The organism is Amycolatopsis nalaikhensis (genome assembly GCF_030264295.1).
In the GTDB taxonomy this organism is placed as follows: domain Bacteria; phylum Actinomycetota; class Actinomycetes; order Mycobacteriales; family Pseudonocardiaceae; genus Amycolatopsis; species Amycolatopsis nalaikhensis.
Map to the genome: position 1 here is coordinate 8429195 of NZ_CP127173.1, position 15191 is coordinate 8444385.

The window sequence follows — 15191 nt, forward strand, 5'->3', positions numbered from 1 at the left end:
TGTTGCAGCCCCGGCCGCGGAGGACGCTTTCCGGGGCTCCCACGGGTGGAGCCGGGAAAGGACAGCCTCCATGAGATCGAGGGTGCTTTCTGCTGCGCTCGGCACGGCCGTCGGCCTGCTGGGCACAGTCGTCGTCGCCGCGCCGGCCCAGGCCGCCGCGGTCTGCGGTGACCAGATCGTCGGCAACGGCGGGTTCGAGAGCGGGACCGCGCCGTGGACCCAGACCGCCGGGGTCATCTCCGCCGCCACCGCGGCGGAACCGGCGCACGGCGGGACGATGGACGCCTGGCTGGACGGCTACGGCAGTTCGCACACCGACACGCTGTCGCAGTCGCTGACCCTCCCCGCCGGCTGCGCGTCGGCGACGTTGTCCTGGTGGGCGCACATCGACACCAAGGAGACGACGACCGGCACCGCCTACGACAAGCTCGTCGTGCAGGCGGGCACCGACACCCTCGCGAGCTACTCGAACCTCGACAAGAACACCGGGTACGTCCAGCGCACGGTCGACGTGTCGCGCTACCTCGGCCAGACGGTGACGCTGAAGATCACCGGCACCGAAGACTCCAGCCTGGCGACCAACTTCCTGCTCGACGACTTCTCGCTCACCACCACCGGTTCGTCGAACCCGCAGTCGCCGGTCGTCACCTCGCCGGGCGCCCAGTCCGGCGCCGTCGGCCAGGCGGTGTCCCTGCAGGTCCAGGCGAGCGACCCGCAGGGCGACGCGCTCACCTACAGCGCGACCGGCCTGCCCGCCGGGCTCGCGATCGGCGCGAGCACGGGCAAGATCACCGGCACGCCGACCACGGCCGGGACGTCCTCGGTCGCCGTGACGGCGAAGGACTCGGCCGGCAACAGCGGCAGCGCCACGTTCACCTGGACGGTCACCGCCGCGCCCGCCGACGCGACGCGCACGCCGATCAACCCCGCGTACACGGTGAACCTGACCTCGAACACCGCCGGCGACACGTGGAACGGCCACCAGAGCGTCACCTTCACCAACGGGTCGGCGACCGCGTTGCCGGAGGTCTACCTGCGGCTCTGGGACAACTACCACGGCAGCTGCCCGACGACGCCGATCACGGTCACGAACGTCACCGGCGGCACGCCGTCGGCGCTGAGCGTGAACTGCACGGCCATGAAGATCACCCTGCCCACGCCGCTCGCACAGGGCCAGTCGGCGACCATCGGGTTCGATCTGAAGATCGTCGTCCCCAGCGGCGCGGACCGGTTCGGCCACGACGGCGCGTACAACATGATCGGCAACGCGCTGCCGGTGCTCGCGGTCCGCGACGGCGCGGGCTGGCACCTCGACCCGTACACGAACAACGGTGAGTCGTTCTACACGGTGATCGGCGACTTCGACGTCACGCTGGCGCACCCGACGTCGCTGCTGACCCCGGCGACGGGCACCTCGACCGAGACGACCAGCGGCAGCACGACCACGACGCACGCGGTGGCGAACAAGGTCCGGGACTTCGCGTGGGCCGCGGGCCCGTTCGCGAAGATCAGCACGACGTCCGGCAAGGGCGTGCGGGTGAACGTCTACTCGGTCAGCGGGATCTCCACCAGCAGTGCGAACTCGATGCTGTCGCTGGCCGCCGACTCCGTCGACGTGCACGCCGGGCGGTTCGGCGACTACCCGTACGGCGAGCTGGATGTCGTGCTGGACAACAACTTCTGGTTCGGCGGCATGGAGTACCCCGGCTTCGTGCTCGACCTCGTGTCGAACACCGCGCTGCCGCACGAGATCGCCCACCAGTGGTGGTACGGCATCGTCGGCGACGACGAGTACACCTCGCCGTGGCTCGACGAGAGCTTCACCGACTACGCCACCGATCTCTACCGCGGGGTCACCGGCAGCGGCTGCGGCATCACGTGGCAGTCGAGCGCGGAGAAGCTGACCAACTCGATGGCCTACTGGGACGCGCACTCGTCCCGGTACTCCACGGTGGTCTACAACTACGGCAAGTGCACCCTGCACGACCTGCGCCGGCTGATCGGCGACACGGCGATGGCGAACCTGCTGAAGTCGTACGCGCAGGCGCACTGGTACGGCGTGTCGACCACGGCCGAGTTCAAGGCCGCGGCGCAGGCGGCGGCCGGATCGACCGACCTGACGTCGTTCTGGGCCGCGCACCGCGTGGAGGGCTGAGAAAACCGGTTGGAGTTCCCCGTCCGCATCCGCCACCGTGAGGGTGTGGACGGGGAACGGCTTTTCTGCGACATCGCGCTGGCGGCGAGGATCGAACGCGCCGAGGCCCGACTGATCGCCGAAAGCAGCGGCGCCGCGCGGGCCCGCCGGGGCGACTCGGTGGGGTTCGCGCGGCCGTTCGCGGGCGGGGTGGCGAGTTTCGCGGAGGCGGACTCGCCGTTCGACAAGGTCGCCGGGCTCGGCTTCGCCGGGGTGCCGGACGCCGCCGAGTCTCGACGAGATCGAGCGGGCGTTCGCCGAACTCGGCGCGCCGGTGCAGATCGAACTGTGCCAGCTGGCCGACGCCGCGGTCGGCGCGTTCCTGACCGGCCGCGGCTACCGGCTGGAGTCGTACGAGAACGTGCTCGGCAGGCGCGTCGGCGACGCCACCTTCCCCGACGGCGTCCGGTACTGCCGGGACGACGAGCTGGAGACGTGGCTGGCGGAAGTCGCCGACGCGTTCGCCGTCGCCGACACCGAAGGCCTGCCGTCGCACGAGGAGTTCCCGCGCGGGACGGTCATCGACGCGATGCGGGACATGGCCGGGGTGCTGCGGTTCGTCGCGGAGCGGGACGGCGACTTCGCCGGGGGCGCGAGCTTCCGGGTGACCGACGGGATCGCGCAGTTCACCGGCGCCGCGACCGTGCCCGTCCACCGCCGCCGCGGCGTGCAGACGGCGTTGCTGCGGGCCCGGCTCGCGGTGGCCGCCGAGGCCGGGTGCGACATCGCCGTCGTCACGACGCAGCCGGGGTCGAAGTCACAGCAGAACGTCCAGCGGCAGGGGTTCGACCTGCTCTACGCGCGGGCGATCCTGGTGAAGGGCACCTCGGCGATCAGCTCGTCCGGGGCGGACAGCCGCCAGGCTTCGTAAACCAGTTCGGCCAGCTCGTCGACCTCGATCCCGTCCAGGTAGACGACCACCCAGCCGAAGCCGCCCGCGGTGAACTGGACCTCGAAGACGTCCGGCCGCTCGGACACCAGCGCCAGCTGCTCGGAGATGGTCTGCTTGAGCCCGACGGTGCGGGTCCGCGGCCAGTAGTAGCCGAACCGCTTGCCGCGCACGCTGAACGAGGAGTAGTCGCGGGCTTCCGAGCGCTGGACCTCCGCCAGCGCGCCCAGTACCCGTTCGAACTCGTCCACCCGCACCGTCACCGTGACCCCCTCGCCTTCCGGCGACCACCGTAGCGCGCCGGTACGGTGCGGGACATGAGCGAGCCCGTCGCCCGGCTCACCGGGCACGCCGTCACCGGGACGCGGCGGCTGTCCGGCGACGTCCGCGAAGCCGTCCTCGACGACGGGCGCGTGGTGGTGGCCAAGCGCGGGCACGCCCCGGGCGCGGCGGCCGCGGAGGCGGCGGGCCTGCGCTGGCTGGCCGCGGCGGAGGCGGTGCCGGTGCCCGCCGTCCACGGGCACGACGAAGACTGGCTGGTGCTCGACCGCGTGCCGACGGGGCAGCCGTCCGCGGCGGCGGCCGAACGGCTCGGCCGCGGGCTGGCGCGGCTGCACGCGTCCGGCGCGCCAGCGGTCGGTGCCGCTCCCCCTGGCGGGCCGTCGCGGGCGTGGATCGGCCTGGCCCCGATGGCGAACGTCGCGGGTGACGACTGGGCGTCGTGGTATGCCGAGCACCGCGTGCTGCCGTACGTGCGTCAGGCGGTCGACGCGGGCACGTTCGGCCCGTCCGAGGCGGCGGTGTTCGAGCGCGCGTGCGAGCGGTTCCCGCCGCTCGCGGAGCCGCCGTCGCGCCTGCACGGAGATCTGTGGAACGGCAACGTCCTCTGGGACGGCCGCGAGGCGTGGCTGATCGACCCGGCCGCGCACGGCGGGCACCGCGAGACGGACCTGGCGATGCTGCACCTGTTCGGCTGCCCGCACCTCGACCGCGTGCTCGCCGCGTACCAGGAGGTCACGCCACTGGCCGACGGCTGGGTGTCGCGGATCGGGCTGCACCAGCTGTTCCCGCTGCTGGTGCACACTGTCCTGTTCGGACAGTCGTATGCGGCGCAGGCGCTGGCGGCGGCGCGGTCGGTCAGCAGCGGCTGAGCATGGTCTCCAGCGCCGTCTTCTCGGGGACGGTGATCGTCAGGCCGTAGTTCCGCTTGACGACGATCCAATCGGTGGCGTAGGTGCACCAGTACGACACGAGCGGCGGCTTCCACTGGTCGGGTTCCTTGTCGCCCTTCTGTTCGTTGAGGTTGTCGGTGACGGCGTGCAGCTGCGGCCGGACGAGGTCGTTGGCGAAATGCTCGCGGCGCTGCTGGGTCCACGCCTTGGCCCCGCTCACCCACGCCTGCGCGAGCGGGACGAGGTGGTCTATGTCCACATCGGACGCTTTCGACCAGGTTTTCCCGTCGTACGGGCTGAGCCAGGTGCCGGACTTCGGGGCGCAGTCGGAGTTCGTGGTGACGTCCTTGCCGTCGCGCTTGAGGACCTGCTCCCTGGTGTCGCAGGCGCCGTCGACGTCGTCCCAGTGCGGGAACTTCTCGCGGCTGTAGCCGTCCAGGGTGCCGCGGACGGCGATCTTGAGGGCGGCGAGCTGGGTCCGCGCTTCGGCGGGGGCGACGGGCGGGGCGGCGGTGGTCGGCTGCGCTTCGACAAGTGGTTTGCAGGCGGTGACGGAGGCGAGGACGGCGAGCAGGACGAGCGCTCGGGTGCGCGACATCGTGAACCCCTTTCACGTCTCCCGTGAGGTGCCCAGAGTCGTCGCGACGGAAACGGTGCAGATGGCGTAGTTGGCGCGAAAGGATCGTGGCAGCTCAGGAACCGTGGAAGACCTGGTTGACGAAAACGGCGGCGACGACCCCGATGGCGACGAGCAGGGTGAGGAAGACGAGAAGCCCCCACGGAACCTGCCGGATCGGCCGGGGCCGGGGGAAGACGGCGACGGCGGACCCTCGTGGCCTTGCTGCGGGCTGCTCGTCTTCGGTCGGGCTCGGCGGGTCGGGAGGGACGGTGACGACGGCCGGGAGTTGCGGCAGCTGGGTGACGGCGGGGAGGCGGGCCGGGAAGCCGTCGGCGAGGAGGGCGGACCGCGACGGGGCCAGGTGGGCGAGGGAGAGGGCGTAGCAGGCGTCGAGGACGTCGTCGGCGGACCAGACGGTGCGCCACCGGTTGTGCTGGGCGATGATCCGCCGCAAGCCGCGGGAATCGGCGAACACGACGGCCACCCCGGGCACGGCCTCGGGTTCCGGCCAGTGCGACACCAGGTCCGCTGCGGGTCCGTGCTGCGGCGTCGCGGATGCCGATCCGGCTCCGGCCCGCTCGGCCGACTCACCTTCCGACCGCGCCGCCGATGGGCGCTCGGCCGCCGATGTGCGCGCACCCGCCCCGGCCGATCCGCCCTCCACCCGCGCCGCCGATGGGCGCTCCTCCGCCGATGAGCCCACACCCGCTCCGGCCCGCTCAGCAGCCCCGTCCCCGCGCGGATCCGCCACCGATCTCGGCGGCACCACCACGACCAACCCCGTCACGAACCGCCCGCCGTCGTGCCCGGCCAGTGCTCCCTTCGCCGCCGCCACCCCGGCGCCCGCTCGCTCCCCCGCCCCCGGCAGCGGCGACAACTGCGGCCCCGGCGAATGCGCCGCGATGACCACCACTCCACTCCGCGTGAACACCAGCGCGTCCACGAACCGCGGCCCCAGGCGGCTCGGCACCGTGATGCCCGCCAACGCCAGCCCCGGCAGGTGGTCCGGGCCCGGGCCCCAGGAACGCAGCAGCCGCACCAGGTGCTCCGCCGCGGTGGGCAGGGCCCGGTCCTCACCCGTGCGCTGGAGTGCCACCAGCACGCGGCCACACCTCCCCAGCGACAGAACGGCGAGCGCCCTTCGACGGTAGGAGGCGAACCACCCGCTCCCCCAGCAGCCGAACGAGTGGTCGAACACCACCGTGCGTAGTCGCTCTCGGGGGCTACCCGAACGGACGGGCCGATTCCGCCGTCCGGCGGGGTAGCCTGGCCGGACGTCATCGCCGACTTGACATCTGGAGCGTCCGTGGTCCTCACCCGCCGGCCCTCCCGGGTGGCCGACGACGGCGGCGCCTGGCCGGACAGCGGGCTCATCCAGCCGGCCGCACCGGAGGCCGCCGCGACCGCGCCACCCGGGCCCGAGGCCCCCACGATCGCCAAGTTCCACGCGCCCGAAATCATCTTCGGCGAAGGCGCCCTCGCCGAGGCGGGGCACGTCGCCGCGCGGCTGGGCGCGCGGCGGCCGATGCTGGTCACCGACGCCGGGCTGCTCGCGACGCCGTGGGTGGACGAGCTCGTCGGGCACCTGCGCGCCGCGGGCCTGACGCCCACCGTGTGGTCCGGCCTGACCCCCAACCCGAAGGACCACGAGATCGCGGCGGGCCACGAGCGCTACGTCGAGGCCGGCTGCGACGTCATCATGGGCCTCGGCGGCGGGTCGGTGATCGACGCCGGCAAGGGCGTCGCGCTGCTGGCCGCCAACGGCGGGAACATCCTCGACTTCGAGGGTGTCGACCGCAGCCGCCAGCCGATCCCGCCGATGGTGATGATCCCGTCGACCGCGGGCACCGGCGCCGACGTCTCGCAGTTCTGCATCGTGACCGACACCGCGCAGCGCACCAAGATCACGATCATCGGCCGCACCCTCGTGCCGGACGTCTCGGTGACCGACCCGCGGCTGCTCACCACGATGCCGACCTGGCTGGCCGCGGCGACCGGCCTCGACGCGCTCACCCACGGCATCGAGGCGTTCGTTTCCCGGGCGCACAACCTGCTCACCGACCACCACGCCCTCACCTCGGTGGCGCTGGTCAACGGCAACCTCGTGCGCAGCATCGACGAGCCTTCCGAGCGGACGCCCCGGCTGCTGATGGCCCAGGCCAGCCTGGAGGCCGGGCTGGCGTTCACCAACGCGATCCTCGGCGCCGCGCACGCCATGAGCCACCAGGTCGGCGGGCTGCTCGACCTGCCGCACGGCGTGATCAACGGCGTGCTGCTCCCCCACGTCGTCCGGTTCAACGCCCGCGCGCACCCCGGGCGGTACGTGCCGATCGCCCGCGCGCTGGGCCTCCCCGTGGACGCGATGCCACCGGAGGAGGCCGGGTTCGCCGTCGCCGACCGGGTGCGGGCGCTGGCCGACGCCGTCGGCGTGCCGAAGTGCCTCGGCGAGATCGGCGTCACCGCCGAGCACCTGCCGGTGCTGGCGCGCACCACCCTCCACGACGCGTGCCTGGCCACCAACCCGCGCGCGGCCGACGTCGCGGACATCGAGGCGCTGTTCCGGGCGGCGCTGTGACCGGCGGCCACGGCCCCGGCTACCTGGCCGAGCTGACCGGCGTCCGGTCGGGCAAGCGGTCGTTCTACCCCGCGTACGTGACGTCGATCGAGCGCCTCGAGGGCGTGATCCACGCGCTGGACCGGATCTCCCGGACGCTCGTGCGGACGGTGGAGCAGCAGGACGACTTGCTGCGCGCGACGGTCCGGACCGCGGCCGAGCACGTCGACGCGGAGTACGCGCTGTTCGCCGTCGCCGACTCCGTGCTGCCGGAAGCCGAGCCGCGGTGCACGATCATCGGACCCGGCGGCCGCCAGCTGTCCACTGTGGACCCGATGCCGGCGTACGTCCGCGAGTGCCTCACCCGGGTGCTGGCCGGGCAGCTCGGCTTCGACGACGACGGCGGCCAGCCCGGCCGCCACCTCCGCGTGCCGGTGACGCTCGCCTGCGAGGTCGTCGGCGGGCTGCTGCTGTGGGCGCCGCACGGGCGCCGGATCGACGAGACCGACGAGGCCGTGCTGCGGATCCTGGCCAGCCAGAGCGTGGTGGCGCTGCACAACTCGTCGCTGCACCGGCGCAGCGAACGCGCCCAGCAGGAGCTGCTGGCCGCCCGCCAGCGCGAGGTGATCGACTCCGAGCGGAACCGGATCGCGCGCGAGCTGCACGACAGCGTCACGCAGTCCGTGCTGTCGGCGGGCATGCAGATCGAACTGTGCCGGGCCGAGGCGGACGGCGAGACGGCGGAGCGGCTCACCACGGCCAAGGACCTCACCCGCGGCGCCGTCGACCAGCTGCGGTCGGTCATCCACGCGCTCAGCCACGACCGCGACGGCACGCGCGCCAGCCTGCCGGAGCTGCTGGAACAGCTGACGGAGGTGCACCTGCCGGCCGAGCTGGCCGTGGAGCTGCGGATCGGCGGCAAGCCGGTGGACCTGCCCGCCGCGGCCGAGCACTCGCTGTTCCGGATCTGCGGCGAGGCGCTGTTCAACAGCGCGGTGCACGGGCACGCGCGCCGCGCCCTGATCCGCCTGACCTACCGCACCGACCAGGTGGTGCTCGCCGTCTCGGACGACGGCTCGGGCGAGCCGGAGGTGCTGCGCCGGGTGCTGCGCGTCGCGGGCGGCCACGACCTCGACGGCGCCCACCGCGGCCTGGCGAACATGGACGCGCGCGCCCGCGAGCTCGGCGGGACGTTCTCGGTGCGGCGCTCGCGGATCGGCGGCGTCCAGATCGTGGTCGGGGTGCCGCTGGGATGACCGAGCCGATCACGATCGTCCTCGTCGACGACCACGCGATCCTGCGCCAGGGCCTGCGCTCGGTGCTGGAGCTTCGACCCGCTGCTGCGGATCGTCGGCGAGGCGTCGACGGCCGCGGAGGCCCAGGCGGTGGTCGCCGCCCAGCGGCCCGCGGTGGTGCTGCTGGACCTGAAGCTCTCGACGTCGTCGGATTCGGAGGGGCTGGCGTTGTGCCGCGAGCTGACGGCGGCCGAACCGTCGCCGTCGGTCCTGGTGCTGACGACGTTCCTCGAAGACCACCTGGTAGTGGCCGCGGTCCAGGCGGGCGCGCGCGGCTACGTCGTCAAGGACGTCGACACGACCGCGCTGGCGAACGCGATCAAGGCCGTGTCCCGCGGCGAGACCGCGTTCGACGAGCGGAGCATGACGTCGGTGGTCCGGACGCTGTCGAGCCGCGAGCAGCCGGACGCGCACCAGCTGACGGACCGGGAGCTCACGGTGCTGAAGCTGCTGGCGCAGGGGTTGTCGAACCAGGCGATCGGCGCGGAGCTGTTCATTTCGCCCACCACGGCGAAGTTCCACGTCGGGAACATCATGCGGAAGCTCGCGGTGAGCAGCCGGGCGGAGGCGGTCTACGCGGCTTCGAAACGGGCGTTGATCTGATCGTCAGTCCCGGTCCACGACCAGCCAGCCACCGTGGTGCTCGAAGACGGTGAACGGCTCCCTCGACGCCCGCCCCCACGCCAGGAGCTGTCCGGCGTCCACCGGGTCGGACCGGACCGCCACCACCACCCGTCGCCGCGCCACCCGCAGCATCTCTCGCACCACGGCGGCCGCGTGCGCGGGCGGGACGTGCTCCAGCAGGTGGATCGCCAGCACCGTGTCGACGCTTCGGGAGGCCAGCGGCACGGCGGCCGCGTCGCAGGTCAGCACCGGCAGCGGGGACCCGAGCCAGGACGCGACCCGCGACAGCAGCTCCATCGTCCCGGGCGAGAGGTCCGACGCGATCGGGCGCAGCCCCTGGGCGGCCAGCCGCAACGGCAGGAAGCCGAAGCAGGACCCCAGGTCCAGCACGGAACGGCCGCGCACGAGGTTCAGTGCGCGCGAGTGCACAGGCGCCATCGACGCGATCGCGCCCGCGCGGGACGGGTGGCGCAACGCCGCGAGGGTGTTGGCGTAGAAGAGGGTCCACGCCAGCAACGGGTCGTGGACGGTCGTGCGGACCACGCCGGTGAAGATGCGCTCGAAATGGGGCGCCAGCCCGGGCAGCTCGGCCGCCAGGTGCCCGGCCAGGTCGTCGTCGAGCTCGTCGCCGCGGTAGCGGTGCGCCACCAGGATCCGCGTGCCCAGGGCGTACACGCGGAAGTGCTCGGTTACCCGGGTTGGCGTTAGCCGCGCCGTCAGCGCGTTCGGCACCGCGACGCCGTCGGCGTGGCAGACCAGCAGGTCGCCGCTTTCCCACCAGCCGCGGTGGCCGGGGGCGAGCGGGTCCAGCGTCCTGGTCACCGGCCGGACGCTATTTGCGTTGCCGTGCAAGGGGAACCGCACGGGCCGGAAACCGTCCGGTCGGAGCGGGCGGGCCCCTGTCCGATCGGAGAGGTTCACCGGCGGGCCCGTCCGTGTGATGATGGCAGCCCGGGGACACCGAACGGCTCGACGAGGAGTGCGAGTGGACCTGCGGACCGAGATCGCGCAGTCGTGGCGGCGGGCGGAGCTGTCCGGGCTCTCGCCGGAGTCGGCCGTCGACCGGCTGGACGTCGCCGACGTCGACAGCCGCAGCCGGCTGCTGCGCGCCGCCTCGCCCGTGCTGGACGAACTGGCCCGGCAGCTGGCCGGCACGCGCTTCTGCGTCGTGCTCGCCGACGAGGAGTGCCGGATCGTGGCCCGGCGGTTCAGCGAGCGGTCGGTCGAGCTGGCCCTGGAAGGCATCAGCGCCGTGCCCGGCTGCCAGTTCCTCGAGGAGCGCACCGGCACCAACTCGCTGGCGACGCCGTTCGAGACCCGCCGCGGTGTGTCGGTCGACGGCGACGAACACTTCCTCGAAGCGCTGAAGCAGTTCACCTGCTACGGCCACCCGGTGGTGCACCCCGCGACCCGGCGGCTGGCCGGCGTCCTCGACATCACCGGCCCGGCCGGCGACGCGAACCCGCTGCTCGCGCCCTTCCTGCGGCGCGCGGTCGCCGACATCGAGCGGCGGCTGCTCGACGGTGCGAAGCTCGCCGAACAGCAGCTTCTGGCCGCGTTCCAGTCGGTGCAGCACCGGGCGCACGCGGTGCTGGCGCTCGGCCAGGACGTCGTGCTCGCCAACACCGCGGCGACCGAGCTGGTCGACACCGCCGACCACCGGCTGCTGCAGGAGCTGGGCCGCACCCAGCGGGGGCTCCGGCGGCTCCGGCTGACGTCGGGCACGCCGGTCGAGGTGCGGGTCGAGGCCGTCTCGGCGAGCGCGGGCCTGCTGTTCGAGCTGGCGCCGGTGCGCCCGGCGAGCCCGGTGGTGTCGCGGCCGCGGGCCACGCGCGGCCTCTTCCCGGCGTCGATCGAAGAGCGCCTCCGCCGGGCCGGCCACGCCCGGCGCCGGGTGCTCGTCTGCGGCGAACCGGGTGCGGGCCGCAGCACGGCGGTCCGCGTCGTCGCCGGGGACGAGCCGCTGCACGAGTTCGACGCCTCCGACGTCGTGGCGGGCGAGGCCGCCTGGTGCGCGCGGGTCGAGGCCGCCACCGGGCAGCGCGGCCTGCTGGTGATCGACGGGATCCAGCTGCTGACCCCGCTGGCCGCGGTCCGCCTGGCCCGGCTGCTCGACACGACGACGGCGTGGTTCGCCCTGGTCAGCGGCCCGCCGTCGGAGCTGCGCGGCGACCAGGCGACGCTCGCCGCGCGGGTGCACCGGCGGATCGAGCTGCCGCCGCTGCGCGAGCGCCGCGACGAGATCCCGGCGATCGCCCGCGAGCTGCTGCGCGGGTTCGGCGACTCGCTGCGCCTGACGCCGGGCGCGCTGGAGCTGCTGGGTTCGCAGCGCTGGCCGGGCAACCTGCGGGAGCTGGCCGGGGTACTGGCGGGCGCGGCCGACCGCCGCTCGGCGGGTGACCTGACGGCCGAAGACGTCGCCCCGGGCTGCGCGGAGACGGCCCCGGGCGCGGCACTGAGCGGCTGGGAGCAGGCGGAGTACGACGTGATCGTCCGGACGCTGCGCGCCTGCGACGGCAACAAGGTCCGGGCGGCGAAGCAGCTCGGCATCAGCCGTTCGACGCTCTACAACCGGATGCGGGCGCTGCGGGTCCGCTGACGCCGAGCCCGGTGTCCGGGATTTGGACACTCCACCGCCGCCGCGGCTTCCCACAATCGAGCCACGAGGGGTGCACCGCCGCACGTGGAGGAGATGGCCGTGAAGACCAAGGCAGCCGTACTGTTCGATGCCGGTAAGCCGTTCGAGATCATGGAGCTGGACCTCGACGGTCCCGGCCCCGGCGAGGTGCTCATCAAGTACACCGCCGCCGGGTTGTGCCACTCGGACCTGCACCTGATCGACAACGACCTGGTGCCGCGGTTCCCGATCATCGGCGGCCACGAGGGTGCCGGGATCATCGAGGAGGTCGGCCCCGGCGTCACCAAGGTCGCGCCCGGCGACCACGTCGTCTGCAGCTTCATCCCGAACTGCGGCACCTGCCGTTACTGCTCGACCGGCCGCCAGAACCTGTGCGACATGGGCGCCACCATCCTCGACGGCCACATGCCCGACGGGACGTTCCGCTTCCACGGCGGCGGCCAGGACTTCGGCGCGATGTGCATGCTCGGCACGTTCTCCGAGCGCGCCACGATCTCCCAGCACTCGGTCGTCAAGGTCGACGACTGGCTGCCGCTGGAGACGGCCGTGCTGGTCGGCTGCGGCGTGCCCACCGGCTGGGCGACGGCGAACTACGCCGGCGGCGTCCGGGCCGGGGACACCACGGTCGTCTACGGCATCGGCGGCATCGGCATCAACGCCGTGCAGGGCGCGAAGCACGCCGGGGCGAAGTACGTCGTCGCGGTCGACCCGGTCGAGTTCAAGCGCGAGGCGGCGCTCAAGTTCGGCGCCACCCACGCGTTCGCCACCGCGGCCGAAGCCGCCGAGAAGGTCGCCGAGCTGACCTGGGGCCAGCTGGCCGACCAGGCGCTGATCACCGTCGGCACGGTCGACGAAGACGTCGTCAACGAGGCGTTCAACGTCGTCGGCAAGGGCGGCACCGTCGTCATCACCGGCCTGGCCAACCCGGAGAAGCTCACCGTGCACGTCTCCGGCGGCGTGCTGACGCTGTTCGAGAAGACGATCAAGGGCACGCTGTTCGGCTCGGCGAACCCGCAGTACGACATCGTCCGGCTGCTGCGGCTCTACGACGCCGGCCAGCTCAAGCTCGACGAGCTGGTGACCCGCAAGTACAGCCTCGAGCAGGTCAACGAGGGTTACCAGGACCTGCGCGACGGCAAGAACATCCGCGGTGTGATCGTCCACGCGTGACGGGTGTCCACAGTGGACCTCGACGCACCGTACCGGGTCAACCCGCGTGGTCCCTTCGAGGCGCTCGCCCACCAGTGCGAGCGCCGCGAGGGGTGCCTGCTCGGCACCCCGGACGTGGTCCGCTTCGTCCGCGACCTGGTCATGCACGCCACGGCCCGCGACGCGCTCGACGCCGCGGAGCTGAGCGAGACGACCCGGGCGCGGGTGGTGGCGGCACTGGAGCACCTCGCCGCCACCGGCGTGATCATCGCCGACCCGTGAGCCGCTACGGGCGCGGGGTGTTGCGCAGGTTGGCCCGGGCCAGGTCGACCATCTTGCCGACCCCGCCGTTGAGCACGGTCTTCGTCGCGCCGAGGGCGAAGCCGCGCACCATCTCGCCGGTGATCCGCGGCGGGATCGACAGCGCGTTCGGGTCGGTCACCACCTCGACCACGGCCGGGCCGGGGTGGGCGAACGCCTTCTCCAGCGCGCCGCGGACGTCGCCGGGGTCTTCGACGCGGGCCGAGTGGATGCCGCACGCCGCCGCGATCGCCGCGAAGTTCACCGGCGGGTGGTCGGTGCCGAAGTCCGGGAGGCCGTCGACGAGCATCTCCAGCTTCACCATGCCCAGCGTGGCGTTGTTGAACACCACGACCTTCACCGGGACGTCGTAGGCGGGCAGCGTCAGCAGATCGCCCATCAGCATCGCGAGCCCGCCGTCGCCCGACAGCGACACCACCTGGCGGCCCGGCTGGGCGAGCTGCGCGCCGATCGCGTGCGGCAGCGCGTTCGCCATGCTGCCGTGCCGGAACGAGCCGAGCACACGGCGACGGCCGTTCGGGGTCAGGTACCGCGCGGCCCAGACGTTGCCCATGCCGGTGTCCACGGTGAACACGGCGTCATCGGCGGCGACCTCGTCGAGCACCGAAGCGACGTACTCGGGGTGGATCGGCCGGCGCTGCTCGATCTTCCCCGTGTACGCGCCGACGACCTTCTCCAGCTTCCGCACGTGCTCGCGCAGCATCCGGTCGAGGAACCCGCGGTCGGCACGCGGGCGTAGCAGCGGCAGCACTGCCTTGAGGGTCTCCTTCACGTCGCCGTGCACGGCCAGGTCCAGCGGCGTGCGGCGGCCGAGGCGCGAGGCGTCGTGGTCGACCTGGATCGTGCGGGCCTGCGGCAGGAACTTGTCGTACGGGAAGTCGGTGCCCAGCAGGACGATCCGGTCGGCCTCGTGCATCGCGTCGTAGCAGGCGCCGTACCCGAGCAGGCCGCTCATGCCGACGTCGAAGGGGTTGTCGAACTGGATCCACTCCTTGCCGCCGAGCGAGTGCCCGACCGGCGCGGCGAGCTTCTCCGCCACCGCCATGACCTCGTCGTGCGCGCCGCGGACCCCCGCGCCCGCGAAGAGCATCACCTTCTCCCCCGAGTTCAGCAGGTCGGCGAGCTCCTGGACCACCTCCGCGGGCGGCACCGCCGGCGACGGCGTGACCAGCGGGAGCCGCTCGGTGAGCGGGCCGGTGGCCTTGCGGTCGGCGAGGTCGCCGGGGATGGTCAGCACCGCGACGCCGCCCTTGCCGACGGCGGCCTGGGTCGCGATCCGCAGCAGCCGCGGCAGCTGCGCCGGGTCGGCGACGACCTCGCTGAAGTGGCTGCATTCGGCGAAGAGCCGGTCCGGGTGGGTCTCCTGGAAGAAGCCGGTGCCGATCTGGGTGGACGGGATGTGCGACGCGATCGCCAGCACCGGCGCGCCCGAGCGGTGCGCGTCGAAGAGGCCGTTGATCAGGTGCAGGTTGCCCGGCCCGCAGCTGCCCGCGCACACCGCGAGCTTGCCGGTGACCTGCGCTTCGGCCGCTGCGGCGAAGGCGGCGGTCTCCTCGTGGCGGACGTGCACCCACTCGATGCCGTCGGTGCGGCGGACCGCGTCGACGATCGGGTTGAGGCTGTCGCCCACGATGCCGTAGATGCGTTCGACCCCCGCGTCCCGCAGGGTCCTGACCAGCTGTTCTGCCACCGTTGCCATACCTCCAGGGTGGCCTGGTCCGACGCATGCGTCCAAT

General features: G+C 72.9%; 14 protein-coding genes. 9 read left to right on the forward strand and 5 right to left on the reverse strand.

Annotated elements, in window-relative coordinates; all coding sequences use genetic code 11:
* The first annotated feature begins 82 nt into the window (after nucleotides 1-82).
* Nucleotides 83-2155: a putative Ig domain-containing protein gene (locus tag QP939_RS40985; protein ID WP_285459960.1), complete on the forward strand. Its 2073-nt coding sequence runs from the start codon at nucleotides 83-85 to the stop codon at nucleotides 2153-2155.
* Nucleotides 2156-2468: 313 nt separating this feature from the next.
* Nucleotides 2469-3065, forward strand: coding sequence for a GNAT family N-acetyltransferase (locus QP939_RS40990; protein ID WP_285451980.1), 597 nt, complete (start codon nucleotides 2469-2471; stop codon nucleotides 3063-3065).
* On the opposite strand, the gene QP939_RS40995 is transcribed toward QP939_RS40990, so the two are convergent.
* Nucleotides 2990-3346 carry an MmcQ/YjbR family DNA-binding protein gene (locus QP939_RS40995; RefSeq protein WP_285451982.1) on the reverse strand — a complete coding sequence of 119 codons (357 nt, stop codon included), beginning with the start codon at nucleotides 3344-3346 and terminating at the stop codon, nucleotides 2990-2992. The two genes, QP939_RS40990 and QP939_RS40995, sit on opposite strands and share 76 nt — an antisense overlap.
* A gap of 54 nt (nucleotides 3347-3400) precedes the next feature.
* Between QP939_RS40995 and QP939_RS41000 the strand changes: the two genes are divergently transcribed.
* Complete coding sequence (locus QP939_RS41000; RefSeq protein WP_285451984.1) at nucleotides 3401-4234, forward strand: fructosamine kinase family protein; 834 nt, start codon at nucleotides 3401-3403, stop codon at nucleotides 4232-4234.
* Here QP939_RS41000 and QP939_RS41005 read toward each other — a convergent pair.
* Together QP939_RS41005 and QP939_RS41010 are read right to left on the reverse strand one after the other, a co-directional pair.
* The gene (locus tag QP939_RS41005) at nucleotides 4221-4853 is read right to left on the reverse strand and encodes a GmrSD restriction endonuclease domain-containing protein (protein WP_285451986.1); all 633 of its coding nucleotides are present in this window, start codon (nucleotides 4851-4853) and stop codon (nucleotides 4221-4223) included. The two genes, QP939_RS41000 and QP939_RS41005, sit on opposite strands and share 14 nt — an antisense overlap.
* A 94-nt stretch (nucleotides 4854-4947) precedes the next feature.
* Nucleotides 4948-5976 (reverse strand): hypothetical protein, encoded by a 1029-nt coding sequence (locus QP939_RS41010; protein ID WP_285451988.1) that lies wholly within the window; start codon nucleotides 5974-5976, stop codon nucleotides 4948-4950.
* A 204-nt stretch (nucleotides 5977-6180) separates the two neighbouring features.
* On the opposite strand from QP939_RS41010, the gene QP939_RS41015 reads away from it, so the two are divergent.
* The 3 genes from QP939_RS41015 to QP939_RS41025 all read left to right on the forward strand — a co-directional run bounded on the left by QP939_RS41015 (nucleotide 6181) and on the right by QP939_RS41025 (nucleotide 9326).
* A complete protein-coding gene (locus tag QP939_RS41015) occupies nucleotides 6181-7449 on the forward strand; it encodes an iron-containing alcohol dehydrogenase (RefSeq protein ID WP_434219603.1) in 1269 nt (422 codons plus the stop codon).
* The gene (locus tag QP939_RS41020) at nucleotides 7446-8684 is read left to right on the forward strand and encodes a sensor histidine kinase (RefSeq protein ID WP_285451990.1); all 1239 of its coding nucleotides are present in this window, start codon (nucleotides 7446-7448) and stop codon (nucleotides 8682-8684) included. The genes QP939_RS41015 and QP939_RS41020 overlap by 4 nt, the downstream gene beginning before the upstream one ends.
* Nucleotides 8685-8813: 129 nt before the next feature.
* Entirely contained in the window at nucleotides 8814-9326 is a 513-nt protein-coding gene (locus tag QP939_RS41025) for a response regulator transcription factor (RefSeq protein ID WP_352248711.1), read from the forward strand.
* A gap of 3 nt (nucleotides 9327-9329) precedes the next feature.
* On the opposite strand, the gene mftM is transcribed toward QP939_RS41025, so the two are convergent.
* Nucleotides 9330-10169 carry a mycofactocin oligosaccharide methyltransferase MftM gene (gene mftM / locus QP939_RS41030; protein WP_285451992.1) on the reverse strand — a complete coding sequence of 280 codons (840 nt, stop codon included), beginning with the start codon at nucleotides 10167-10169 and terminating at the stop codon, nucleotides 9330-9332.
* Between the two features lie 163 nt (nucleotides 10170-10332).
* On the opposite strand from mftM, the gene QP939_RS41035 reads away from it, so the two are divergent.
* The 3 genes from QP939_RS41035 (at nucleotide 10333) to mftB (ending at nucleotide 13416) form a co-directional block, all read left to right on the forward strand.
* Entirely contained in the window at nucleotides 10333-11946 is a 1614-nt protein-coding gene (locus QP939_RS41035; protein ID WP_285451993.1) for a sigma-54-dependent Fis family transcriptional regulator, read from the forward strand.
* 99 nt (nucleotides 11947-12045) lie between these two features.
* Nucleotides 12046-13155 carry an NDMA-dependent alcohol dehydrogenase gene (locus QP939_RS41040; protein WP_285451994.1) on the forward strand — a complete coding sequence of 370 codons (1110 nt, stop codon included), beginning with the start codon at nucleotides 12046-12048 and terminating at the stop codon, nucleotides 13153-13155.
* 3 nt (nucleotides 13156-13158) lie between these two features.
* Nucleotides 13159-13416, forward strand: coding sequence for a mycofactocin biosynthesis chaperone MftB (gene mftB / locus QP939_RS41045; protein WP_285451995.1), 258 nt, complete (start codon nucleotides 13159-13161; stop codon nucleotides 13414-13416).
* Between the two features lie 4 nt (nucleotides 13417-13420).
* Here the strand turns inward: mftB and QP939_RS41050 are convergent, their stop codons facing one another.
* Nucleotides 13421-15154, reverse strand: a complete 1734-nt coding sequence (locus QP939_RS41050) for a pyruvate dehydrogenase (RefSeq protein WP_285451996.1) — start codon at nucleotides 15152-15154, stop codon at nucleotides 13421-13423.
* Nucleotides 15155-15191: the final 37 nt, after the last annotated feature.

Coding starts and splice junctions, on each gene's coding strand:
- QP939_RS41000 (WP_285451984.1), top strand. CDS start 3,401: ATGAGCGAGCCCGTCGCCCGGCTCACCGGGCACGCCGTCACCGGGACG.
- QP939_RS41005 (WP_285451986.1), bottom strand. CDS start 4,853: ATGTCGCGCACCCGAGCGCTCGTCCTGCTCGCCGTCCTCGCCTCCGTC.
- QP939_RS41050 (WP_285451996.1), bottom strand. CDS start 15,154: ATGGCAACGGTGGCAGAACAGCTGGTCAGGACCCTGCGGGACGCGGGG.